Source organism: Rhizobium leguminosarum, from assembly GCF_002953715.1.
GTDB classification, from domain to species: domain Bacteria; phylum Pseudomonadota; class Alphaproteobacteria; order Rhizobiales; family Rhizobiaceae; genus Rhizobium; species Rhizobium leguminosarum_V.
Genome location: NZ_CP025012.1, coordinates 3,241,534 through 3,264,475, shown reverse-complemented (window position 1 = coordinate 3,264,475; position 22,942 = coordinate 3,241,534). Strand labels below are relative to the sequence as shown.

Genomic DNA, 22,942 nt, shown 5'->3' with positions numbered 1-22,942 from the left:
CAGAGATTTTTTCAACTGTCAACACTGCACTGCCAGCTTAATTTCCTTGCGAAACTTCGGCTGGAGATGCAGTGGAAACCAAGGGTGGAGCAAGCAGGGAGAGAGGGCGGCATTCATGCTGACCAAGTCGAGCACGGAGCTGGTCAGGCAGAGAAACAGCGTGCTCGTGCTGTCCGTGCTGCGTCGCCACGGTGCGCTCGCGCATACCGAAATATCCGATTTCACCGGGCTGTCGTCGGCCACCATCTCGGCGATCACCACTGAGCTGGAAAAAGCCCAGATCATCGAAAAGTCGGAACATCAGCCGGCAAGCGGCCGCGGCCGGCCGCGCGTGCTGCTGCGCCAGCGACGCGATTGCGGCTATCTCATCGTCGTCATCATCTCCTCGGATGCGGTGCAATATTCCCTGGTCGATTATGCCGGCAAACTGATCGACCGCTTCAGCGAGGAACGTTCGCATGATCCGGCCGGCGCTGCCCGCTTCGTCGCTGCGGTGCGGGCCGGGCTTTTGCGTATTCTCGATCGTTCGAAGATTTCGCAGGAAAAAGTGCTGCTGATCTCGATCAGCAGCAAGGGACTGGTCAATTCCACCGAGCCGGTTCTCGTCTGGTCGCCGATCTTCGGCAGCGACCAGATCGATTTCGAATCGGCGCTCCGGCCGGAATGGCAGGCCAAGGTGATCCTCGACAACGAGACGCTGCTGGTCGCAGCAGCGCTCGGCGCGCGTGAGGAGATGGTGAAAGGCGCCGATTTCCGCTCGCTCGCCGCCCTTTCGCTCGGCCATAGCGTGGGGCTCGGCATCGTCAGGCGGGGGAACCAGACCGGGCAGGAGATATCGGCGCCCAATTTCGGGCACATGCTGCACATGGCCAATGGCGGGCTCTGCCGCTGCGGCACCCGCGGCTGCATCGAGGCCTATGCCGGTTTCTACGCCATCCTGCGCAGCGCCTTCGAAGTGCCGCTCGATACGATTCCGGCAAAGTTCGTGCCGGTGGCGGAACTGGACAAGATCGCCGCCAAGGCGCGCCAGGGCCACCGCGTCCCCGCCTTCGCCTTTCGCCAGGCGGGGCTGGCGCTCGGCAACGGGCTGTCGCGCATGCTGAGCCTGACGGAGCGCATGCCGATCGCCATCACCGGGCCGGGCACGCGGTATTACGACCTACTTCGGCAAGGGATCGAAGAAGGTCTGGGGCAGTCGCATATCGTGCGCATGGAAGGCATGCCCGAGATCAGGGTGGTCGCCGACGAGCAGATCCTCGTCTTCGAAGGACATCTGAACCGGGCACTGTCGGTGATCGACCAGGATATCGTTCTCTCGGGCGTTCAGAGCGGGGATTGAGAACGCATCGCCGAAACGCGAAAGGCCGGGCGAGGGGACGTGCCCTGTGATAGGTGGCGAGGAACGGAGAGGGTGCGGCATATCCTCTTCTCCCCTCGGGGAGAAGGTGGCCCGAAGGGTCGGATGAGGGGGCCACACGGCACACCCGTCACATAACTTATCCCTTCACGCCGATGGTAAGCGCCCTGAACACGGTCGAGACGACGCCAGTGCGGTCGAAGCCCGCCATGGATTTTGTTGAGAAAGACCGGCTTCGCCGGCCCCCTCATCCGCCCTACGGGCACCTTCTCCCCGCTGGGGAGTAGAGGGAATCGAGAGGCCGCGGCATGTCCGTTCGCCCCTTGCTCCTCCCCAACCTCTCTCCCTTGTGGTGAGGGGCAGCCATCGGCGCAAACCGGATATCAGCGCCACAAGGCCAAAGACGACACAGAGTCAAAAGCCGCCAAACGCGAAATGGCCGGGCAAGTGCCCGGCCATCTCATGCATGGCTTCCGGTCGGGAGAGGGCCGTCAGCCGATCTTGATGAGCTTGCCTTCCTTGACCGACTGGACCGCGGCATCGGCGAGCGCGAGCGCTGCGAGGCCATCGGCGCCGGAAGGCGAGATCTTCGAGCCCTTTTCGATCGCCGAGATGAAGCTGGCGATCTCGTTGGCATAGGCTTCGGTATAACGGGTCATGAAGAAGTCATGCAGCGGCGGGCGGGTGTAGCCGTCGCCGTTTGCGACTTCGATCGAGACCGGACGCTGGTTTTCGGCCGAGACGAGGCCCTTGGAGCCGTGCGCTTCGATGCGCTGGTCGTAGCCATAGGTGGCGCGGCGGGAGTTGGAGATGATGGCCTGCTTGCCGGACTTGGTCTGCAGGATCACCGAAACGCTGTCATAGTCACCAGCTTCGCCGATCGCCTTGTCGACGAGAACGGCGGCGGTCGCGAAAACCGACACCGGTTCTTCGCCGAGCAGGAAGCGGGCCATGTCGAAGTCATGGATGGTCATGTCGCGGAAGATACCGCCGGAGCGCTTGATGTAATCGACCGGCGGGGCGCCGGGGTCACGCGAGGTGATCGTCACCATCTCGACATCGCCGATCTTGCCCTCGTCGATGACTTTGCGCACCGCCATGAAATGCGGGTCGAAGCGGCGGTTGAAGCCGACCATCAGCTTGGCGCCGGTCTCTTCCACCACCTTGATGCAGGCCTTGACGCGGGCGACGTCGAGATCGATCGGCTTTTCGCAGAAGATCGCCTTGCCGGCGCGGGCGAAGCGCTCGATCAGATCGGCATGGGTATCCGTCGGCGTGCAGATGACGACTGCGTCGATATCCTTGGCGGCCTCGATCGCCTCGATGGTGCGGACTTCGCAGCCATAGGCGGAGGCGATCGCTTCGGCAGCCTGCGGAAAGGCGTCGGCGACCGCGACGAGCGTCGCATTGGCGTCGCCGCTGACGGCCTTGGCATGGACCTTGCCGATGCGGCCGGCGCCGAGAAGACCAAATCTCACTGTCATTCTAACCTCCCTTGAATTCGGAACAAATAAACCGAATTGTCAAATTTCTGGAATTTTCATTCCATCTTCTGTGGACCGCGTCAAGCCCGCGGATCTTTCACATTTGCAAGATTCGAACCAGAGCCTTTCATGGTCGGATTGACGTATTCTGCCGGAGCAGATTTTGGTCAGGGCAGAGCCGATCGCCTCCGATCCTGGCGGAAAGATGCCCGGCCCTTCAGCCAAGAGAATACTTTAATCTGGCCAGGAAAGGCTCTAGAGACAATCGCGGCACGGGCCGACGGCAGTGCGACAAATGCGACCGCGGGGCAGGAATGAAACTCATCGATCCGAATCATCCGGCATATCGGCGCCTCTGGGTGCGGATTGCCATCGTTGCCGTTTGCTTCGGCTGGGCCGTGGTCGAACTTGTCACCGGCGATCCGTTCTGGGCGGTGCTGGCCGGCGGGGCAGGCGCCTATTCCTTCTATATGCTGTTCTGGACCTTCAATCCGCAGCCTCCGGCCATCGAGCCGCCCGTGCAGCCTGACGCCGAGGACGAGGACGAACCCGCGGCGACCGCTGAAAAACCTTCAAAGGACGGGCAGGCGGAATAGTCAGCGGCTCAATCGCCGCAGCGCTTCGTCGATCAGCAGATTGGCCAGCATCATGCGCTTCGTCGCATTGTCGCGGAAGGGCAATTCTACGCCATCGGGATGATTGGCGCGCGCGAAGGCGCGGCGCTTTTCACGGAGCGTCAGCGGCGTATCGGCGGCGGAGATCGCCAGTTCGGCGGCAATCTCCTGCGGTGTCGTGCGGGTGAGATGATCCGGCATGACGGGCTCGGGCGGAGGCGCAGGCGCCGGCTTTTCCACGACCCCAGCGGCGGCATCGAGATCCAGATTGTCGAAATAGGCCTGGCCGACGCGTTGCGAGGCAGCCGAGACGCCCTCCATGACATCGAAGGCAAGCCCGGTGCCGAGGCCGGAGACGCGATGGACGGTCGGCGCTTCGGCGTCTTCGACCGTCTCGTCCTCCGCCTTCAGCCGCTCGAGGACTGATTGAAATACCGACTGTCCGAACAGCATCCGCCTTCCTTGAGAGCATTTCCGTTTTTCTTCGAACCACGGAAATGCTCTATCTCCTTGTTCACGCAATTCCGGACGCAAAACCGCTGCACACTTTTGCTGGAATTGCTCGCGGCGCATTAAAAGAGAGCAAGATGGTGCAGGGCTTGCGGGTGTCGTCAACCGGCCTGCTTGCGGCTCTCCTCGAGGATGATGTCGTAGAGCAGCCGTGCGCTCGGCGGCAGCGCCCGTTCCCTCGCCGTGATCATGCTGTAGGGCTTGACGTTGATGTCGAAATCGATCGGCAGCATGCGCACATCCGAGGCATTCGAGCCCTGGCTGGCAAGGAACTGGGCGACGTCGACGGCGACCGGAGCGATCGCATCGGTTTCGCAGATGATGGCGCAGGTCAGAAGTAGCGAAGAGGTGTTGACGATATTTTCTGGCAGCGCCACACCCTGCGACAGGAAAACGTCCTCGATCGTGCGGCGCAGCAGCGTGCCCGGCGGCTGGAACACCCAGTCGTAATCCCTGACGTCGGAAAGGCTGCTGCTCTTCTGCTTCATGAGTGGATGGCAGCTGCGCACGATCAGGCAAGCCCGCTCGATGCCGATCTCCGTCACCTCGAACAGGCGCGGGTTGAGATCATCGGGAATGCGGCCGATGATGAAGTCATGGCGGGCGGCGAGCAGTTCGCGGGCAAGCACGTTGCTCGTCTCCACCTGGATGTTGATTTCGATGCCCGGATAGGCCTTGCGCACCTTGTTGATCGCCGGCACAACGAGGCTCATGGCCGGCGCCGTCACCGAGCCGATGAAGACCGAGCCGCCCTTGCCGCTTTTCAATTCGGCGATCTCGCGGCTCGCCTCACGCAGCTCCAGGAGGATCTTCCGAGCCCTTCGCGCGAGCGCTGCGCCGAAGGTCGTCAGCACCACGCCGCGGGCCACGCGCTCATAGAGCGATGTCTTGGTGATTGATTCCATTTCGGACAACATCCGTGACGCGGCGGGCTGCGAGATGTTCAGGACTTCCGCAGCTGCGGAAATCTGTCCACTATCTTCGATTGCGACGATCATCCGCAGGTGATTCAGCTTAAGTCCTGCACGCAAAAGGTTGTCATCGCCGAAATTATCACTGTGGATATCGACATGATCCATCGAAAATGGCTCGGAAATAACCGTCATGGTTGCAGCCTCCTCGCTGCGCTCCATCAAAAGTAATACTTTTTAACGATATACCAAAATTGTTATGCACGTTAGCACTTATTCTATTTGACAGTTATAGGAATCCATACCAGTTTGCCGCCGTGTGCTGGTTGGCACTCAACACGTGTGAGATCGTGGAGGAGACCTACTTCGTTTCTCACCATCTGAAGTAACTATCCAATACGGAACCTGCCACAGTTTCGGGGCGGGCGATTTTTCGTCCGCTTCTCTATTAACAAGGGAGAGAGAAATGAAATCCATTATCTCATTGATGGCTGCGGCTGCCTTCGGCGTCGCTTCGTTCGTTGCACCGGCTCTGGCCGCGGATAAGGGCACTGTCGGTATCGCGATGCCGACCAAGGCTTCGGCCCGCTGGATCGACGACGGCAACAACATCGTCAAGCAGCTTCAGGCTGCCGGTTACGGCACTGACCTGCAGTATGGCGACGACGACATTCCGAACCAGCTTTCGCAGATCGAAAACATGGTCACCAAGGGTGCCAAGGTTCTCGTCATCGCTTCGATCGACGGCACGACGCTTTCCGACGTTCTCCAGAAGGCACACGACGCCGGCATCAAGGTCATCGCTTATGACCGTCTGATCCGCGATTCGGGCAACGTCGACTACTACGCGACGTTCGACAACTTCCAGGTCGGCGTTCTGCAGGCTGGCTCCATCGTTGACGGCCTCGGCCTCAAGGATGGCAAGGGCCCGTTCAACATCGAACTGTTCGGCGGTTCGCCGGACGACAACAACGCCTTCTTCTTCTATGATGGCGCGATGTCCGTCCTGCAGCCCTACATCGACAGCGGCAAGCTCGTCGTGAAGTCCGGCCAGACCGGCATGGACAAGGTCGGCACGCTGCGTTGGGATCCGGCAACGGCCCAGGCCCGCATGGACAACCTGCTCTCGGCTAACTACACCGACGCCAAGGTCGATGCCGTTCTGTCGCCTTACGACGGTCTGTCCATCGGTATCATCTCCTCGCTGAAGGGCGTTGGTTACGGTACTGCGGCTCAGCCGCTGCCGATCGTCACCGGTCAGGACGCTGAAATCCCGTCGGTCAAGTCGATCATCGCTGGCGAACAGCACTCGACGATCTTCAAGGACACCCGCGAACTCGCCAAGGTCACCGTTGCCATGGTCGATGCCGTGATGTCCGGCAAGGACCCCGAGGTCAACGACACGAAGACCTACGACAACGGCGTCAAGGTCGTTCCGTCCTATCTGCTGAAGCCGGTTGCCGTCGACAAGACCAACTACAAGCAGATCCTCGTCGACAGCGGTTACTACTCTGAAGACAAGCTGAAGTAATGAGAAGGACCGGAGCCCGCGCTTGCGGGTTCCGGTCTTCGATTTTATGATCGCCCGGCTGGTTGACGGCTGCAGGCGCTGGAACTTTGACTATGGACAATACAATCCTCGAAATGCGGAGCATCACCAAGACGTTCCCGGGCGTCAAGGCGCTGGAGAATGTGAACCTCAAGGTTCGCCAGGGTGAGATCCACGCATTGGTGGGCGAAAACGGAGCCGGCAAATCGACCCTGATGAAGGTGCTATCAGGCGTCTATCCGACAGGAAGCTATGAAGGCGACATCATCTATGAAGGTGAGACGCGCAACTTCAAGGTCCTGAAGGACTCCGAAGAAATCGGCATCGTCATCATTCACCAGGAACTGGCGCTCGTGCCCCTGCTGTCGATCGGCGAAAACATCTTCCTCGGCAACGAGAATGCCAAGAGCGGCGTCATCAGCTGGGACGAGACATTCAACCGCACGAAGCAGTTGCTGAAGAAAGTAGGCCTGTCCGAATCTCCGAACACGCTGGTCACCGACATCGGCGTCGGCAAGCAGCAGCTCGTCGAGATCGCCAAGGCGCTGTCGAAGAGCGTGAAGCTGCTTATCCTCGACGAACCCACAGCCTCGCTCAATGAACGCGATTCCGACGCTCTGCTCAACCTGCTGATCGAGTTCCGCAAGCAGGGCATCACTTCGATCATCATTTCCCACAAGCTGAACGAGATCCGCAAGGTCGCCGACCAGATCACCGTCCTGCGCGACGGGATGACCGTCAAGACGCTCGACTGTCATGCGGACGAGATCAGCGAAGACATCATCATCCGCAACATGGTCGGCCGCGATCTTGAAGACCGCTATCCGCCGCGTTCGGTGCCGATCGGCGAAACCATTCTCGAAGTGAAGAACTGGAACGCCTACCACCAGCAGCACCGCGATCGTCAGGTCCTGCACAATATCAACGTCACCGTCCGCAAGGGCGAAGTCGTCGGCATCGCCGGCCTGATGGGGGCAGGGCGCACCGAATTCGCCATGAGCCTCTTCGGCAAGGCCTATGGCCACAAGGTTTCGGGCGAGGCGCTGATGCACGGCAAGCCGGTCGACGTCAGCACCGTGCGCAAGGCAATCGATGCAGGGCTCGCCTACGTCACCGAAGACCGCAAGCAGCTCGGCCTCGTGCTCAATGACACGATCCTGCACAATACGACGCTCGTCAATTTGAAGGCGGTGTCGAATGCGTCTGTTATCGACAGCTTCAAGGAGGCGCGGGTTGCGACCGACTTTCGGTCGAAATTGCGCATCCGTTCCTCCAGCATCTTCCAGGAGACGGTCAATCTTTCCGGCGGCAACCAGCAGAAGGTGGTGCTGTCGAAATGGCTGTTCTCCAATCCCGATATTTTGATCCTCGACGAGCCGACGCGCGGCATCGATGTTGGCGCAAAATACGAAATCTATACTATCATCAACCAGCTTGCCGCCGATGGAAAGGGCGTTCTGATGATCTCATCGGAAATGCCCGAACTGCTTGGTACGTGTGACCGCATCTACGTGATGAACGAAGGACGCATCGTCGCGGAACTGCCGAAGGGAGAAGCAAGCCAGGAAACCATCATGCGCGCTATCATGCGCTCAGGGGAGAAGAAACAATGACACCGATCAATCAACCCATCGCTGAGCAAGGGCGTGTCGTCTCCATCGGAGACTACGTTCGCGGCAACATCCGCGAATATGGCATGTTTATCGCGCTCATCGCGATCATGGTGTTCTTCCAGTTCTCGACCGGTGGCGTTCTCTTCAGGCCGCTCAACCTGACAAACATCATTCTGCAGAACTCGTTCATCGTCATCATGGCGCTCGGCATGCTGCTGGTGATCGTTGCCGGCCATATCGACCTTTCGGTTGGTTCCGTCGTCGGCTTTATCGGCGCTATCGCCGGCGTAATGACGGTGCAATGGCACACCAACTATGTCCTGGCGGGTATCGTATGTCTCGCCATGGGTGCGCTTGTCGGCGGCATCCAGGGCTATTTCGTCGCTTATCACAAGATCCCGTCCTTCATCGTCACGTTGGCTGGCATGCTGGTCTTCCGCGGCCTGACGCTGTTCGTGATGACGGCATCGGGGACCGGCACCAGCATCGGTCCTTTCCCGCCGGCTTTCCAGCTGATCAGCATCGGCTTCCTGCCGAACGCTTTCGATATGGGCGGCATCAACTCGACCTCGATCATTCTGACCGTTGTCGGCGCCGTAACCCTCTTCTATCTGGCATGGCGCAAGCGCCTGTCGAATGAAAAGCATGGCAATGACGTCGAGCCGCTGGGCTTCTTCCTCGCCCAGAACGCCCTCGTCACCCTCGCCATCCTGGCGCTCGGCTACCAGCTGTCGATCTATCGCGGCTTCCCGAATGTGCTGATGGTGATGCTCGTTCTGGTTGCTGCCTATGCCTTCATTACCCGCCGCACGACGATCGGCCGGCGCATCTACGCCATGGGCGGCAATGAGAAGGCGACGAAGCTTTCCGGTATCAACACCGAGCGGCTGACCTTCCTGACGTTCGCAAACATGGGCCTGCTTGCCGGACTGGCCGGACTGATCGTTGCCCTGCGCCTCAACTCGGCAACGGCCAAGGGCGGCTTCGGTCTTGAACTCGACGTGATCGCGGCCTGCTTCATCGGCGGCGCATCTGCCCAGGGCGGCGTCGGCAAGGTGACCGGCGCTGTTATCGGCGCTCTGATCATGGGCATCATGAACAACGGCATGTCGATCCACGGTCTCGGCACTGACTCGCAGCAGATGGTCAAGGGTGCGGTGCTTCTGGCTGCCGTGTTCTTCGACGTCTACAATAAGAACAAGGGCTGAGCGTCTCAAGGCGCCAGCCAGGCATTCGCAGTCCTATGAATGATGGATTCCGGCTCCTGATGGAGCCGGACAGGCGGAGCTTTTTCCTGTCTTCGCCGAAACGAGAAGGATCGAAGACGTGCTTATTTCCCAGATCAAGGGTGCAAACGGAGAGATCATCGTCGCCGTGCGCGAGGCGGGCGGCGCTGCAAAGTCGGTCAAGAACGCCGGCAGCGTCTATGCGCTGGCGATGGAAGCTGCAGACGGCGGCAAGTCGCTTGCCTCGGTCATCGAAGCCCATGGCTACGGCGATGCCGTCGATCTTGAAAAGGCCTATGCGGAGGGCCGCTTCCTGCCGCCGATCACTCATCCCGATGCCGCCCACCTGCATCTGACCGGCACCGGCCTGACGCATTTGGGCTCGGCGGCAACGCGCGATTCCATGCACAAGAAGACCACCGAGGCCGCCGAGGAAACCCTCACGGACTCGATGAAGATGTTCAAGATGGGCCTTGAGAACGGCAAGCCGAAGGCCGGCGAAAAGGGCGTCCAGCCCGAATGGTTCTACAAGGGCAACGGCTATGGCGCCGCAGCTCCCGGCGCGCCGCTCATCTCGCCCTCTTTCGCGCTCGACGGCGGCGAAGAGCCTGAAATGGCTGGCATTTACGTGATCGCCAAGGACGGCACGCCGTTCCGCATCGGCTTTGCGCTGTCGAACGAATTTTCGGACCACGTCACCGAGCGGATCAACTATCTCTTTCTGGCCCACTCAAAACTGCGCCCGGCCGCCTATGGTCCGGAAATCCGCATCGGCGCGGCGCCGGAGGATATTCGCGGCACCTCGCGCATCAAGCGCGGCGACAAGGTGATCTTCGAAAAGCCGTTCCTGTCGGGTGAGGCGAACATGTCGCACACCTTCGCCAATCTGGAATATCACCACTTCAAATATGGCCTCTTCCGCGTTCCGGGCGATGTTCACGTCCATATGTTCGGCACGGCGACCCTTTCCTTTGCCGATGGCGTCAAGACCGAAGAGGGCGATGTCTTCGAGATCGAAGTCGCCGAATTCGGCCTGTCGCTCCGTAATCCGCTCAAGGTTGCCGCCGAGGAAGAGATTGCCGTCAGGCAGCTCTGAATTCCAGACCTGGCCGCAGTGGCGGCCGGATCTTTGCTCGTAAACGGTAAAGGAGGCTTGTTGAGCCCATGACCATTTATCAAAATCTGATCGCCGGCGAATGGGTCGGCTCGAACGCGACGAAGAACATCAACCCGTCGGATACAAATGAGGTCGTCGGCCTCTATGCCGACGGCAGCGCTGATGACACGAGAAACGCCATCGCAGCCGCCAAGGCCGCTTTCCCGGCCTGGTCGCGCTCGGGCATTTGGGAGCGCCACGTCATCCTCAAGAAGGCCGGCGACGAGATCATGGCGCGCAAGGACGAGCTCGGTGCGTTGCTTGCACGCGAAGAAGGCAAGACCCTGCCGGAAGCCACCGGTGAAGTTATCCGCGCTTCGCAGATTTTCGAATTCTTCGCCGGTGAGGCGCTGAGGCTGGCCGGCGAGGTCCTGCCGTCGGTTCGTCCGAATATCGGCATCGAGATCACCCGCGAGGCTCTCGGCGTCATCGGCATCATCACGCCGTGGAACTTCCCGATCGCCATTCCCGCCTGGAAGATCGCGCCGGCGCTCTGCTACGGCAACACCATCGTCTTCAAGCCGGCCGAACTGGTGCCCGCCTGTTCCTGGGCGATCGTCGATATCCTGCATCGCGCCGGCCTGCCGAAGGGCGTGCTGAACCTCGTTATGGGCAAGGGCTCGGTCGTCGGCCAGGCCATGCTCGAAAGCCCCGACGTTCACGGCATCACCTTCACCGGTTCTACCGGCACCGGCAGGCGCGTCGCCGCCGCCTCCATCGAGCATAACCGCAAGTTCCAGCTCGAAATGGGCGGCAAAAACCCGATGGTCGTGCTCGACGATGCCGATCTCAACGTCGCCGTCGAGGCAGCCGCCAATTCCGGCTTCTTCTCGACGGGCCAGCGCTGCACTGCGTCGTCGCGCCTCATCGTCACCGAGGGCATCCACGACAAGTTCGTCGCGGCGCTGACCGACAAGCTGAAGACGCTCGTCGTCGACAACGCCCTGAAGGCCGGCACCCATATCGGCCCTGTCGTCGATGAGCGGCAGCTGAAGACCGATACCGACTATATCGAGATCGGTAGAAAAGAAGGCGCGAAACTCGCCTTCGGCGGCGAAGTGATCTCGCGTGACACGCCCGGCTTCTATCTGCAGCCGACGCTGTTTACCGAAGCGACCAACCAGATGCGGATCTCGCGCGAGGAAATCTTCGGGCCCGTGGTGTCGGTGATCCGGGTCAAGGATTACGACGAGGCGCTGGCGACGGCCAACGACACGCCGTTCGGGCTCTCCGCCGGCATCGCGACGACCAGCCTGAAACATGCGACGCATTTCAAGCGCAATTCCGAGGCCGGCATGGTGATGGTGAACCTGCCGACCGCGGGCGTCGATTTCCACGTTCCCTTCGGCGGCCGCAAGGGCTCGTCCTACGGCCCGCGCGAGCAGGGCAAGTACGCTGCCGAATTCTACACAACCGTCAAGACTGCCTACACGCTGGCTTGAGACAATTGCGATGAACCGGGTCGTACGAGGCGATCCGGCGATATCCCGAAGGATAGAGACGATGAAAAAGAAAGCGGAATGGCCGCGCAAGCTGAGGTCGCAGGAATGGTACGGCGGTACGAGCCGCGACGTGATCTATCACCGCGGCTGGCTTAAGAACCAGGGTTATCCGCACGACCTGTTCGATGGCCGGCCGGTGATCGGCATCCTCAACACCTGGTCGGATATGACCCCGTGCAACGGTCATCTCAGAGAGCTCGCTGAAAAGGTGAAGGCGGGCGTATGGGAGGCCGGCGGCTTCCCGCTTGAGGTGCCGGTGTTCTCGGCATCCGAAAACACCTTCCGCCCGACCGCGATGATGTACCGCAATCTTGCCGCGCTCGCGGTGGAAGAGGCGATCCGCGGCCAGCCGATGGATGGCTGCGTATTGTTGGTCGGCTGCGACAAGACCACGCCGTCGCTTATCATGGGGGCGGCTTCTTGCGACCTACCTTCGATCGTCGTCACTGGCGGGCCGATGCTGAACGGCTATTTCCGTGGCGAACGGGTCGGCTCGGGCACGCATCTGTGGAAATTTTCCGAAATGGTGAAGGCCGGCGAGATGACGCAGGCCGAATTCCTCGAGGCGGAAGCCTCGATGAGCCGTTCGTCGGGCACCTGCAACACCATGGGCACTGCCTCCACCATGGCTTCCATGGCCGAGGCGCTCGGCATGGCGCTCTCCGGCAACGCCGCGATCCCGGGCGTCGATTCCCGCCGCAAGGTCATGGCGCAGCTTACCGGCCGGCGTATCGTGCAGATGGTCAAGGACGACCTGAAGCCCTCCGAGATCATGACGAAGCAGGCCTTCGAGAATGCCATCCGCACCAACGCGGCCATCGGCGGATCGACCAACGCCGTCATCCACCTGCTCGCCATCGCCGGCCGTGTCGGCATCGATCTTTCGCTTGACGACTGGGACCGCTGTGGCCGTGACGTCCCGACCATCGTCAACCTGATGCCGTCGGGCAAGTACCTGATGGAGGAGTTCTTCTATGCCGGCGGCCTGCCGGTGGTGCTGAAGCGCCTCGGCGAGGCGGGCCTCCTGCACAAGGATGCGTTGACGGTATCCGGCGAAACCGTCTGGGACGAGGTCAAGGACGTCGTCAACTGGAACGAAGACGTTATCCTGCCGGCCGAAAAGGCGCTGACAGCTTCGGGCGGCATCGTCGTGCTGCGCGGCAATCTCGCGCCGAAGGGCGCGGTGTTGAAGCCTTCGGCGGCTTCGCCGCATCTCTTGGTGCACCGGGGCAGGGCTGTTGTCTTCGAGGACATCGACGACTACAAGGCCAAGATCAACGACGATAACCTCGACATCGACGAAACCTGCATCATGGTCATGAAGAACTGTGGGCCGAAGGGCTATCCTGGGATGGCCGAGGTCGGCAATATGGGGCTGCCGCCGAAGGTGCTCAAGAAGGGTATCCTCGACATGGTGCGCATTTCTGACGCCCGCATGTCCGGAACGGCCTACGGTACCGTCGTGCTGCACACATCGCCGGAAGCGGCGGTCGGCGGGCCGCTGGCGGTCGTGAAAAACGGCGACATGATCGAGCTTGATGTGCCGAACCGTCGTCTGCATCTCGACATTTCCGATGAGGAACTGGCGCGGCGGCTCGCCGAGTGGCAGCCCAACCATGATCTGCCCACATCTGGCTATGCCTTCCTGCATCAGCAGCATGTCGAAGGGGCCGATACCGGCGCCGACCTCGATTTCCTCAAGGGATGTCGCGGAAACGCGGTCGGCAAAGACAGCCACTAATCGGGCTATCCAAGATTGGAAAAGGCGGGGCATCACCCCGCTTTTTTCTTGTCCGCCGGTTTTTCCAGGTTAACGGCAATCAGCCGTTTGGGATCGCCATGCTGTGATCCTCGTCGACGCTATGTTCGAAGAGCGCACGGATCGCCGGCCATTTGCGACGGAAAGCGGCAACGCAGGCCGGGTCGAAATGCGATCCGCTGTAGGCGATGATTTCCTCGTAAGCCCGCTCGATCGGCCAGGCTTGCTTGTAGGGCCGATCGGAACAGAGCGCTTCGAAGACGTCGGCGACTGCGACGATGCGCGCTTCGATCGGGATCGCGTCGCCGGACAGGCCCTTGGGATAGCCGGTTCCGTCCCATTTCTCATGGTGGCCAGCGATGATGGCGGTCGCGACGCGCGAAAGCTCGGCGGAGCTGTTGGCAAGTATGGCGACGCCGATCGGGACATGCTCGCGCATGCGTTCGATCTCGTGCCGTTCGAGCTTGCCCGGCTTCTGCAGAATGGCATCGGGAATGGCGATCTTGCCGATATCGTGCAAGGGAGCGGCGAGATAGATGTTGCGCCGCTGGATGCGGTCGAGGCCGAGGCCTTCGGCGATCAGCTCGGCGATATTGGCGACGCGCTCGATATGGTCGCCGGTGTTGCCATCGCGCGAGGCCATCGCCTGGGCAAGGCACCAGATGATCTCCTGCTCGCGCATGTCGGCCTGTTCGGTGGCGTGGCGGAAGGCCATGTCGAGTGATTTCGCCCGGTCGGCAAGCGCCAGCTGGGCCTTATGCAGGGCCATCAGATTGAGGACGCGCGCCTGCAGTTCCAAGGGATCGAAGGGCTTGGCAAGAAAATCCGTGGCGCCGGCCGCCAGCGCTTCCAGCCGAACCGACCGCTTCGCCTGCGAGGTGATCATCACGACGGGCACATCCTCATAGCCCGGCTGGCGGCGCAACCTGCGGATCATCTCGATACCGTTCATCTCAGGCATCATATAATCGATCAGCACGACGTCGAAATCGGCGGCCTGGCAGCGAGCAAGGGCTTCGAGCGGATTGGTGAAGCTTTCGACCACACAGCCGGCGAAACCTCGGACCGCGGTCTCAAGGGCGAGAAGGCTGGATTCGCTGTCGTCGACGATAAGAAGAGGCATGGACGATCCTGTTAAATCCCAGAAGCAAACAGGCTGCCTCATCGGAGGGCCGCGATCGTCGCCTCATCCGTGCCTGCAGCTCAACATCATCATGAAAGCCTGCATCATGCCGCTTCTTAATCGGCGCCTGCCGAAATACACCGGGCGTCGCCGCAGACAAGCTTGTGCCTGCGGCCTTAAAATAGAGTTAGTCTGCAATGAAAAATTGACGAACGGCAATTATAACGTGCAGCGCATCCCGGAAGCAGGCGGAAATTCGGGACCGTCAGTCTATATATTTAAGTCGAACATGTTTGTTCGCGGCCGAACTCGGCAGGTATTCTATTGGCCCCCATCTCAGCGTGCGGTAAAGCTATCTTTGCGGTCCGCTCAACTCTGGCTCTGGCTTTGCATCTGTCCGCCGTCCTCGACCTTCACGGTAACCGACAGCGTTTCGCCCGGCGTGCCGATGCGCATGCCTGAAATCGGCGCGGCGTCGCGATAGCAGAGGCCGGAGGCGACTCTGATGTAGCGCGCATCCGGGCAGATCTCGTTGGCGGGATCGAAGCCGACCCAGCCGAGGCCGGGAATATGGGCCTCGGCCCATGCATGGGTCGCAGCCTGCTCGATCTTTTCCTCCATCATCAGATAACCGGAGATGTAACGCGCCGGCACCTGCAAGGTGCGGGCGGCGGCAATGAAAATATGCGCATGGTCCTGGCAGACGCCGCTCTTCTTCTCCAGCGCCTGTTCGGCCGTCGTCTCGGTGTTGCTGGTGCCGGGCTTGTAGTCGACCGTTTCGTGGATTGCGGCCATCAGCGCGTGCATGCGGGCGAGCTCGTTATCGCCACCCACGCCCTTGATCAGTTCCTTGACCAACTTGCCGCCCTTGGTCAGCGGCGTGTCGCGCAGGAAGAGCCAAAGCGGGCAGAAGCCGGTATGCGGGCCGGTGACGCCGTTATTGTCCTCCGTCTCGACCTCGCCTTCGGCGAGGATGCGCGTCACATCCTGCTCGCCTTCCAGCGAGACCAGATTGACGTGATTGCCGTACTGGTCGTCATATTCCACTTCCGGCGTAGCGCCCTCGACGTTCAGCGCCCAGCCGAGCACTTTCTGAGCAGGGCTCGTCGGCGGCGTCAGCCGCAGCCTTTGCAGCGAGAACTGCGTCGGTCCATCGTAGCGGTATTCGGTGAGGTGGCTGATCTTCAGTCTCATGTTGTTATCCGCTTATACATAGAACCGGTAGCCGTTGGAAATTTCCGCGCCGAGCTTGTTATTGCGCGAGACGAAATCCTCCAGGAATTCGTGCAGGCCCTGATCCATGATATCCCGGATCGCTCTCGTCTGCAGTGTCTTGCGGATCGCATCCGCGGTATCGTGGGCAGGGAGCCGCTCCTCGTAATCCTGGGCGAGATAGCCGAGATTGCTGACGATCTTCTCGTAGCAATAGGCAAGTGAACGCGGCATCTGGACATTGAGGGTCAGGAAGTCGGCGATGTTCATCGCCCGGTATTCGCCGTCATAGGCCCAGCTATAGGCGCGGTGGGCGGAGACCGAGCGCAGGATCGATTCCCACTGCACATTGTCGAGAGAGGAGCCGACGGCCGAAACCGAGGGCAGCAGCACGTAATATTTCACGTCGAGGATCCGGCTGGTATTGTCGGCCCGCTCGATGAAGGTGCCGATGCGGGCAAAATTATAGAGTTCGTTGCGCAGTGTGGATCCATGGAAGGCACCGCGGATGAGGCCGGCGCGGCGCTTGATGACATCGATCACCTCTGGCATCTCGGCCGCCTTGACGCGCTTTTCTAGCAGCGACTTCAAGTCGATCCAGCATTCGTTGGTGGCTTCCCAGGTCTCCCGCGTCAGCGCCGTACGCACCATGCGGGCATTGTTGCGGCCGGACTCGATGCAGGACATGACGCTCGACGGATTGGCGCGATCGCGCAGAAGATAGTCGATCGCGTCGGCATTCGTCAGCTTCGTGTGGCCCTCGTCATATGCCTCGCGCACCCCAGCGCTTTGCAGCACGCCATCCCAGTTGTCATCGCCTTCGCTGCTGCGGGTGAGCGACATGCGCAGCCCAGCATCGACGAGGCGGGCGATATTTTCGGCGCGCTCGATGTAACGGAACATCCAGTAAAGGCCGTTTGCGGTTCTTCCGAGCATCAGTCCTCCAATACCCAGGTGTCTTTGGTGCCGCCGCCCTGGCTGGAATTGACCACCAGCGAGCCCTGCTTCAGCGCCACGCGGGTGAGACCACCCGGAATGATCTGAACCTTGTCGGATACAAGCACATAGGGGCGAAGGTCGACATGGCGGGGCGCGATGCCCTTGTTGACGAGGATCGGCACAGTGGAGAGCGACAGCGTCGGCTGCGCGATGTAATTGTTCGGCTTGGCCTTCAGCTTCTCGGCGAAATCGGCGCGCTCTTTCTTCGATGCCGTCGGGCCGACCAGCATGCCATAGCCGCCGGAGCCGTGCACCTCCTTGACCACCAGCTCTTCCAGATGCTCCAGCACATATTTCAGGCTGTCGGCTTCCGAACAGCGCCAGGTCGGCACGTTTTCGAGCAGCGCCTTGCGGCCGGTATAGAATTCGACGATCTCGGGCATATAGGAGTAGATCGCCTTGTCGTCGCAAATGCCGGTGCCCGGCGCATTGGCGATGGTGATGTTTCCGGAGCGGTAGACATCCATGATGCCGGGAATGCCGAGCGCGGAATCGGGCCGGAAAGTCAGGGGATCGAGGAAGTCGTCGTCAACGCGGCGGTAGAGCACGTCGATCGCTTCGTAACCGCGTGTCGTCCGCATCTTCACCTTGCCGTCGATGACGCGCAGATCCGAGCCTTCGACCAGTTCGACGCCCATCATGTCGGCGAGGAAGGAATGCTCGTAATAGGCGGAATTGTAAATGCCCGGCGTCAGCACGGCGACGCGCGGCTTGCCCTTGCAGCCGGGAGGGGCGAGCGAGGCGAGGCTCTGACGCAGCAGGTAGGGGTAATCCTCGACACGCTGCACCTTGTTCTCATGAAAGAGTTCGGGGAACATCTGCATCATGGTTTCCCGGTTTTCCAGCATGTAGCTGACACCGGAGGGCGTGCGGGCATTATCCTCCAGCACGTAAAACTGGTCCTCTCCGGTGCGCACGATGTCGGTGCCGACAATGTGGGTGTAGACGCCGCCGGGCGGCCGGAAACCGATCATTTCGGGGATGAAGGTGACGTTGTTCTCGATCAGCTCACGCGGAACGCGGCCGGCGCGGATGATCTCCTGCTTATGGTAGATATCGTCCAGAAAGGCGTTTAGCGCGATCACCCGCTGCTCGATGCCTTGGGCGAGCTTGCGCCATTCGCGGGCGGAGATGATGCGGGGAATGATGTCGAAAGGGATGAGCTTTTCGGAACTGTCGGCGTGGCCATAGACCGCGAACGTGATGCCGGTCTTCCGGAAGATGTTTTCCGCATCGCGGGACTTGGCTATCAGATGCGCCCGGTCTTGGCTGTTGTACCACTCGAAGTATTTTTCATAAGGCGCGCGAGGACTTTCGTCCCCGGTAATCATTTCATCAAATGCCAAAGGCTCGGCTCCCCTTTTTGTTCATTTGAATACAACGCAAATGGCAATGCAAGAACCATGCGCAGTTCGAGGAAAAGATTTTGCGCTGCGGGAAACGGGTGAAAATCTGGGCATTTAAAGTGGTGCGATCCGGCATGACGGATTGCAGATCCGCAGGCTTGAGCAAAATATGGGCATGTGATCGTTTTTCGTTCGGCCAGGGCGATCGAATATGGTCATGTGTGCGGGGCTCACCGTCCTCCGTAGTGACCGCCATCGGGTCCTGCATCAGCGAAATTTCAAATTAGCATCAATGCTTCGCTTTTGACTGCAGCCGCCGGGTGGGGCTATCAGCACGACGAACCCTTCTCTGCCGAGCCGCGCCCCATGTCCCTCGATCGCCTTGCCCCCGCCGTTTTCGTCCTGCTCTGGTCCACGGGCTGGGTGGTGGCGAAATACGCCTCGCTGCATTCCGAGCCCTTCACTTTTCTTTCGATGCGCTACGCGCTGTCGGCGGCGGCATTCCTGGCGCTCTGCCTGGTGGTGCGGGCGCAATGGCCGAACAGCCGGGCGGCGGCGCTGCGCGCCGTCTATTCCGGCTTCTTCCTGCATGGTTTCTATCTTGCCGGTCTCTGGTGGGCGATCGCCAATGGCGTGCCGGCCGGCATATCGGGCATCATCGCGGCGCTGCAGCCGTTGCTGACGGCGATGGCAGCTCCCTTCCTCATCGGCGAGCGGCTGCAGCAGGCACAGAAGCTCGGCCTTGCTCTCGGCTTCATCGGCATTGCCACCGCCATATCGCCGAAGCTGCTCGATCCGGCGACCGCCGATCTCACACATGCCGCCCTGCCGCTGGCGATCAACCTGGTCGCCATGGCGTCCGTCACCTACGGCACGCTCTATCAGAAGAAGCACCTGCAATCCGGCGACCTCAGAACCATCGCGACCTTGCAATATATCGGCGCACTGATCCTCACCCTGCCGCTTTCGCTGATCTTCGAGCATCAGCATTTCGACGGCGCCGCGCAGGCCTATGGCGCGCTTGCCTGGTCGGTCTTCGGCCTGTCGATGGGCGGCGTCGGGCTGCTGCTTTATCTGATCCGTCGGGGCCAGGTGTCACGCGCCGCCTCGCTTATCTACCTGATGCCGCCAGCGGTTGCTCTCGAAGCCTTCATTGCCTTCGGAGAACCGCTGACCCTGCCGTTGATCGTCGGCACCGTGGTGGTCGTGACAGGCGTCTATCTCACGAACCGCAAGGCGTTTAGCGAGCATAGGCCTGCGGAGGTTTAGAGCGCCGTGCGTCCTTTCGGACGCACAAAGGACGCTCCAACTCTTTCAATCCTCGCATCGTGCTTTCCGAAAATCGATTCCGATTTTCGGGCCGATGCGCTAGATAACAAAAAGGCCGGAGATATCCCCGGCCTTTTTGTTTTTCAGTCGTTTAACTATCAGGCGCGTTCGCGGCGCTGGCCACCGCCGTTGCGGGAGCCGGAGCCACCGCGACGGTTGCCGCCATTGCCGTCCCGGCGCGGTTCGCCGGCCTGGGCCTGCTGCGGGCCGCGGTCCTCGCCGTGCTTGCGGGCCGGACGGCCATGGGCGTGACGGCTGTTGCCGCGGTGATGACCGCTCGGTTCACCATTGGCATGGGCGCCGTGATGGGCCGGACGCTGTGGCTTTGCAGAGGCGCGGAAATCGGAGGTCGAGGCCAGATCGTTGTCGGGGCCGAGATCCGGGGTCGCTTCACCGCGGCGCTGACCGCGGAAATCCTCGTTGCGGCCGGTCGGGCGCTCCGGACGCGGACGACGCTCCTCGCCGCCGGCGCGGACTTCGCTGCCTTCACCTTCGCGGCGCGGGCGGCGTTCCTGACGGTTGCCGCGATGCTCCGAACGGTTCTGGTCGCCACGGCCTTCGCCACGACCCTGACCTTCGCGACCCTGGCCGCCATTGCGATTGCGGTTGTTGCCATTGCCGTTGGCACGGCGGGGTCCGCCGCTGATGTTTGCCGGCGGTTCGCCGCTTGCGACAGTGATGTCGATGCCCATCAGGCGCTCGATATCACGCAGCAGCTTGGCTTCGTCGGGAGCGCAGAAAGCGATGGCGATACCGTCGCGGCCGGCGCGCGCCGTGCGGCCGATGCGATGGACATAGGCGTCAGGTACCTCAGGCAGGTCGTAATTGTAGACATGGCTGACAGCAGGGATGTCGATGCCGCGGGCGGCGACGTCGGTGGCGATCAGCGTCTTGATGCTGCCGTCACGGAAAGCCTTCAGCGCGCGCTCGCGCTGACCCTGGCTCTTGTTGCCGTGGATCGAGGCGACGGAATAGCCGATGTTTTCGAGATGCTTCATCAGCTTCTCGGCACCATGCTTGGTGCGCAGGAAGACCATGGCGCGGCCATCAGGGTTTTCGGTGAGTGACTTGCGGAGCAGTTCAGTCTTGTCGTTCTTGCCGGCGACGAAATGGACGTACTGTTCGACCTTGTCGGCAGCCTTGCCCGGGGGCGTGACTTCGACCTTGACGGGATCGACGAGATATTCGCCGGCGAGATCGGCGATCGCCTTCGGCATGGTCGCCGAGAAGAGCATGGTCTGGCGCTTTTTCGGCACCATCTTGGCGATCTTGCGCAGATCGTGGACAAAGCCGAGGTCGAGCATCTGGTCGGCTTCGTCGAGCACGAGATAACGGACTGTGGTCAGCGTGATCGCGCGGCGATTGATGAGGTCGAGCAGGCGGCCCGGCGTGGCGACGAGGATGTCGGTGCCCTTTTCGAGCTGAAGCTGCTGCTTGTTGATCGAGACGCCGCCGACGACGACGTTGATGCGCAGCGACGACTTGCGGATGAACTTCTTCAAGCTCTCGGCGATCTGGTTCACCAGTTCGCGGGTCGGCGCCAAAATCAGCGTGCGCGTCGTGCGGTTGTCGGGACGCCGTTCATCGGCGAGCAGCTTTTCGATCAGCGGCAGGCCGAAAGCGGCGGTCTTGCCGGTGCCGGTCTGGGCAAGGCCGATCAGGTCGCGGCCTTCGAGGAGGAGGGGAATGGCGTGTTCCTGGATCGGCGTCGGCGTTTCGATGCCGAGCTGGAACAAAGTAGCGACGATCGGCTTGGAGACACCAAGCGATTCAAAATTAGTCAAGGTATAACCTTTCGGGGCGCCACAATGACTATCGCCGGAACGCACCATGCGATCCGGTTTCATTCTGGCGTCAAGAACCCCGCGTGAAGTGGGAACTTGTGAGTTGGAAAAAGCTTTCCAGCGCTTCTGGCCGCTCATGGGAGTGCGGCGCTTTATCGAAATGCGCTTTTGTCCCTTCTTCCTGCGTCTGTATTTTTCAGCAGGGGCACGCTCACGCGGCGGCCGGAAGGGTGAAAGCTGACCCGCATTTGGGCTAGTTCGCGTGGAAAGTCAAGTGCAGTGCACAAGAAAGCCTCAAGCTCGGTCAGGTGAGGGCATGACGAGGACGAAGCTTTGCGATGCGGTCTCCGCGCCGTTGACGAGGATGGCGATGCGATGTTCGCCTGGATAGTAGCGTCGCGTCGTGATCGGCCGCATGGCGTGGCGGCGCCCAATTGTATGGCTTTGCCCCGGAGCGAGCATTATCGCCTTGCACTTGAAGACCTTGGGTGAGAGCGAACCGTCGCTCTTCACATGGTGAATGGCGTAGTCGATCATCAGCGACTGCGCTCGCGCGCCGGCGTTGGTCACCCGGATTTCGAAATCCAGCCCTTCGCCGAACATCACCTCAGCATTCCGGAGCAGCAGTTCGCATTCGAGCGAAGCGGCCGCGGCGAAGCCGAAATTGGCAAGCGCCTGCGCGTGGCCCTTCTTCAGAAGCGTGCGCGAGGCATGTTTCAGCAGCCAGCGGCGTTCGGATGAAGCACCGTCGATATGACTGGCGATGAAGGCGGCGACCAGATCCGGGTGGTCCTTGGCGACGTCGTTCAGGCTGTTGGCCACGGATCGGCGCACATAATCCTCGGGATCATCCATCAGCGCGGTCAGGATGGGCAGGATCGGCGCCGGATCCTTCACGAGCTGCGGCAGACGCATCGCCCAGGGCAGGCGCGGCCGCGTTCCCTCGCTCGCCAGCCGTCGCACATGCTGATCGGGATCGTCGACCCAGCTTGAAATGATGGCCAGCGCGCGCTGCTGGTCGCGGTGGATAAAGGGGCGGATGCCGTATTCGGCTGTGAAATGCGGCGTCAGCGCCTTCAGGAGATCGAGACCGAGATCGAAATGATCGGGGCCGCGCGCGGCGATGAACTGGTTGACCGGCAGCAGCATCCAGCCGGACAGCCCGGGCCTGTCGGGGGCGGGCAGGCTCGCCTTGAGCATGGCTGCAGCCTCCCGGAAATCACCGGGAAGGGTGGCAAACAGCGCGTCGCGGATCAGGGCCGAGCGCTCCATCAGCTCCAGCGCGGTGAGGCCCTCGGTCGCCAGCGTCACGAAGCGGTTTTTATCGAAAGTCGGCGCGTTGCCGGCAATGCGATCGGCCATATCGCCGACCAATGCCTCATGCAGCAGGTTCTTGAGCGGTTCCGGCATGCTGGTCCTTCCTCTCTATGCGACCGCCGCATGCGGCCCGCATGAGGGCAGCATGGTC

General features: G+C 61.1%; 20 protein-coding genes. 10 read left to right on the top strand and 10 right to left on the bottom strand.

The window, feature by feature from the left end; translation table 11 throughout:
• Window positions 1–115: 115 nt before the first annotated feature.
• On the top strand, window positions 116–1,339 hold the full coding sequence (locus CUJ84_RS16445; protein WP_105006988.1) for an ROK family transcriptional regulator: 1,224 nt from the start codon (window positions 116–118) through the stop codon (window positions 1,337–1,339).
• Between the two features lie 509 nt (window positions 1,340–1,848).
• Here the strand turns inward: CUJ84_RS16445 and iolG are convergent.
• Window positions 1,849–2,841, bottom strand: a complete 993-nt coding sequence (gene iolG / locus CUJ84_RS16440; protein ID WP_105006987.1) for an inositol 2-dehydrogenase — start codon at window positions 2,839–2,841, stop codon at window positions 1,849–1,851.
• A gap of 314 nt (window positions 2,842–3,155) precedes the next feature.
• Between iolG and CUJ84_RS16435 the strand changes: the two genes are divergently transcribed.
• Window positions 3,156–3,437, top strand: coding sequence for a hypothetical protein (locus tag CUJ84_RS16435; protein ID WP_105006986.1), 282 nt, complete (start codon window positions 3,156–3,158; stop codon window positions 3,435–3,437).
• Here the strand turns inward: CUJ84_RS16435 and CUJ84_RS16430 are convergent, their stop codons facing one another.
• Together CUJ84_RS16430 and CUJ84_RS16425 are read right to left on the bottom strand one after the other, a co-directional pair.
• Complete coding sequence (locus CUJ84_RS16430; RefSeq protein ID WP_105006985.1) at window positions 3,438–3,908, bottom strand: hypothetical protein; 471 nt, start codon at window positions 3,906–3,908, stop codon at window positions 3,438–3,440.
• A 158-nt stretch (window positions 3,909–4,066) separates the two neighbouring features.
• The gene (locus CUJ84_RS16425) at window positions 4,067–5,071 is read right to left on the bottom strand and encodes a LysR family transcriptional regulator (protein ID WP_105006984.1); all 1,005 of its coding nucleotides are present in this window, start codon (window positions 5,069–5,071) and stop codon (window positions 4,067–4,069) included.
• A 271-nt stretch (window positions 5,072–5,342) separates the two neighbouring features.
• On the opposite strand from CUJ84_RS16425, the gene chvE reads away from it, so the two are divergent.
• The 6 genes from chvE (at window position 5,343) to araD (ending at window position 13,663) form a co-directional block, all read left to right on the top strand.
• Window positions 5,343–6,407, top strand: coding sequence for a multiple monosaccharide ABC transporter substrate-binding protein (chvE, locus tag CUJ84_RS16420; protein WP_012758577.1), 1,065 nt, complete (start codon window positions 5,343–5,345; stop codon window positions 6,405–6,407).
• Between the two features lie 92 nt (window positions 6,408–6,499).
• Window positions 6,500–8,038, top strand: coding sequence for a multiple monosaccharide ABC transporter ATP-binding protein (mmsA, locus tag CUJ84_RS16415; RefSeq protein WP_105006983.1), 1,539 nt, complete (start codon window positions 6,500–6,502; stop codon window positions 8,036–8,038).
• Window positions 8,035–9,246 carry a multiple monosaccharide ABC transporter permease gene (mmsB, locus tag CUJ84_RS16410; RefSeq protein WP_003561801.1) on the top strand — a complete coding sequence of 404 codons (1,212 nt, stop codon included), beginning with the start codon at window positions 8,035–8,037 and terminating at the stop codon, window positions 9,244–9,246. The genes mmsA and mmsB overlap by 4 nt, the downstream gene beginning before the upstream one ends.
• Before the next feature lie 118 nt (window positions 9,247–9,364).
• Window positions 9,365–10,360 (top strand): AraD1 family protein, encoded by a 996-nt coding sequence (araD1, locus tag CUJ84_RS16405; RefSeq protein ID WP_105006982.1) that lies wholly within the window; start codon window positions 9,365–9,367, stop codon window positions 10,358–10,360.
• A 68-nt stretch (window positions 10,361–10,428) separates the two neighbouring features.
• Window positions 10,429–11,862, top strand: coding sequence for an aldehyde dehydrogenase family protein (locus CUJ84_RS16400; protein WP_018481569.1), 1,434 nt, complete (start codon window positions 10,429–10,431; stop codon window positions 11,860–11,862).
• A 61-nt stretch (window positions 11,863–11,923) separates the two neighbouring features.
• Complete coding sequence (gene araD / locus CUJ84_RS16395) at window positions 11,924–13,663, top strand: L-arabinonate dehydratase (protein ID WP_018073838.1); 1,740 nt, start codon at window positions 11,924–11,926, stop codon at window positions 13,661–13,663.
• Window positions 13,664–13,742: 79 nt separating this feature from the next.
• On the opposite strand, the gene CUJ84_RS16390 is transcribed toward araD, so the two are convergent.
• The 5 genes from CUJ84_RS16390 to CUJ84_RS37985 all read right to left on the bottom strand — a co-directional run bounded on the left by CUJ84_RS16390 (window position 13,743) and on the right by CUJ84_RS37985 (window position 18,629).
• A complete protein-coding gene (locus CUJ84_RS16390; protein ID WP_105006981.1) occupies window positions 13,743–14,804 on the bottom strand; it encodes an HD domain-containing phosphohydrolase in 1,062 nt (353 codons plus the stop codon).
• Window positions 14,805–15,173: 369 nt separating this feature from the next.
• Window positions 15,174–15,998 (bottom strand): transglutaminase family protein, encoded by an 825-nt coding sequence (locus CUJ84_RS16385; RefSeq protein WP_105006980.1) that lies wholly within the window; start codon window positions 15,996–15,998, stop codon window positions 15,174–15,176.
• Between the two features lie 12 nt (window positions 15,999–16,010).
• Window positions 16,011–16,952 carry an alpha-E domain-containing protein gene (locus CUJ84_RS16380; protein ID WP_105006979.1) on the bottom strand — a complete coding sequence of 314 codons (942 nt, stop codon included), beginning with the start codon at window positions 16,950–16,952 and terminating at the stop codon, window positions 16,011–16,013.
• Complete coding sequence (locus CUJ84_RS16375) at window positions 16,952–18,361, bottom strand: circularly permuted type 2 ATP-grasp protein (RefSeq protein ID WP_105006978.1); 1,410 nt, start codon at window positions 18,359–18,361, stop codon at window positions 16,952–16,954. The genes CUJ84_RS16380 and CUJ84_RS16375 overlap by 1 nt, the downstream gene beginning before the upstream one ends.
• A complete protein-coding gene (locus CUJ84_RS37985; RefSeq protein WP_158686939.1) occupies window positions 18,351–18,629 on the bottom strand; it encodes a hypothetical protein in 279 nt (92 codons plus the stop codon). The genes CUJ84_RS16375 and CUJ84_RS37985 overlap by 11 nt, the downstream gene beginning before the upstream one ends.
• Before the next feature lie 98 nt (window positions 18,630–18,727).
• Between CUJ84_RS37985 and CUJ84_RS16370 the strand changes: the two genes are divergently transcribed.
• Window positions 18,728–19,630 carry a DMT family transporter gene (locus CUJ84_RS16370; protein WP_105008214.1) on the top strand — a complete coding sequence of 301 codons (903 nt, stop codon included), beginning with the start codon at window positions 18,728–18,730 and terminating at the stop codon, window positions 19,628–19,630.
• 158 nt (window positions 19,631–19,788) lie between these two features.
• Here CUJ84_RS16370 and CUJ84_RS16365 read toward each other — a convergent pair whose 3' ends face one another.
• Window positions 19,789–21,522 carry a DEAD/DEAH box helicase gene (locus tag CUJ84_RS16365; protein WP_105006977.1) on the bottom strand — a complete coding sequence of 578 codons (1,734 nt, stop codon included), beginning with the start codon at window positions 21,520–21,522 and terminating at the stop codon, window positions 19,789–19,791.
• Between CUJ84_RS16365 and CUJ84_RS38350 the strand changes: the two genes are divergently transcribed.
• Window positions 21,521–21,715 carry a hypothetical protein gene (locus tag CUJ84_RS38350; RefSeq protein WP_199788831.1) on the top strand — a complete coding sequence of 65 codons (195 nt, stop codon included), beginning with the start codon at window positions 21,521–21,523 and terminating at the stop codon, window positions 21,713–21,715. The two genes, CUJ84_RS16365 and CUJ84_RS38350, sit on opposite strands and share 2 nt — an antisense overlap.
• Before the next feature lie 53 nt (window positions 21,716–21,768).
• Here CUJ84_RS38350 and CUJ84_RS16360 read toward each other — a convergent pair whose 3' ends face one another.
• Window positions 21,769–22,884: a DNA alkylation repair protein gene (locus CUJ84_RS16360; RefSeq protein WP_105006976.1), complete on the bottom strand. Its 1,116-nt coding sequence runs from the start codon at window positions 22,882–22,884 to the stop codon at window positions 21,769–21,771.
• Window positions 22,885–22,942 lie beyond the last annotated feature (58 nt).

Excerpts from the sequence above, each read along its gene's own strand:
- CUJ84_RS16445 (WP_105006988.1), top strand. The coding sequence starts at position 116 with ATGCTGACCAAGTCGAGCACGGAGCTGGTCAGGCAGAGAAACAGCGTG.
- iolG (WP_105006987.1), bottom strand. The coding sequence starts at position 2,841 with ATGACAGTGAGATTTGGTCTTCTCGGCGCCGGCCGCATCGGCAAGGTC.
- CUJ84_RS16435 (WP_105006986.1), top strand. The coding sequence starts at position 3,156 with ATGAAACTCATCGATCCGAATCATCCGGCATATCGGCGCCTCTGGGTG.
- CUJ84_RS16430 (WP_105006985.1), bottom strand. The coding sequence starts at position 3,908 with ATGCTGTTCGGACAGTCGGTATTTCAATCAGTCCTCGAGCGGCTGAAG.
- CUJ84_RS16425 (WP_105006984.1), bottom strand. The coding sequence starts at position 5,071 with ATGACGGTTATTTCCGAGCCATTTTCGATGGATCATGTCGATATCCAC.
- chvE (WP_012758577.1), top strand. The coding sequence starts at position 5,343 with ATGAAATCCATTATCTCATTGATGGCTGCGGCTGCCTTCGGCGTCGCT.
- mmsA (WP_105006983.1), top strand. The coding sequence starts at position 6,500 with ATGGACAATACAATCCTCGAAATGCGGAGCATCACCAAGACGTTCCCG.
- mmsB (WP_003561801.1), top strand. The coding sequence starts at position 8,035 with ATGACACCGATCAATCAACCCATCGCTGAGCAAGGGCGTGTCGTCTCC.
- CUJ84_RS16400 (WP_018481569.1), top strand. The coding sequence starts at position 10,429 with ATGACCATTTATCAAAATCTGATCGCCGGCGAATGGGTCGGCTCGAAC.
- araD (WP_018073838.1), top strand. The coding sequence starts at position 11,924 with ATGAAAAAGAAAGCGGAATGGCCGCGCAAGCTGAGGTCGCAGGAATGG.
- CUJ84_RS16390 (WP_105006981.1), bottom strand. The coding sequence starts at position 14,804 with ATGCCTCTTCTTATCGTCGACGACAGCGAATCCAGCCTTCTCGCCCTT.
- CUJ84_RS16385 (WP_105006980.1), bottom strand. The coding sequence starts at position 15,998 with ATGAGACTGAAGATCAGCCACCTCACCGAATACCGCTACGATGGACCG.
- CUJ84_RS16380 (WP_105006979.1), bottom strand. The coding sequence starts at position 16,952 with ATGCTCGGAAGAACCGCAAACGGCCTTTACTGGATGTTCCGTTACATC.
- CUJ84_RS37985 (WP_158686939.1), bottom strand. The coding sequence starts at position 18,629 with ATGCAGGACCCGATGGCGGTCACTACGGAGGACGGTGAGCCCCGCACA.
- CUJ84_RS16370 (WP_105008214.1), top strand. The coding sequence starts at position 18,728 with ATGTCCCTCGATCGCCTTGCCCCCGCCGTTTTCGTCCTGCTCTGGTCC.
- CUJ84_RS38350 (WP_199788831.1), top strand. The coding sequence starts at position 21,521 with ATGCGATCCGGTTTCATTCTGGCGTCAAGAACCCCGCGTGAAGTGGGA.
- CUJ84_RS16365 (WP_105006977.1), bottom strand. The coding sequence starts at position 21,522 with ATGGTGCGTTCCGGCGATAGTCATTGTGGCGCCCCGAAAGGTTATACC.
- CUJ84_RS16360 (WP_105006976.1), bottom strand. The coding sequence starts at position 22,884 with ATGCCGGAACCGCTCAAGAACCTGCTGCATGAGGCATTGGTCGGCGAT.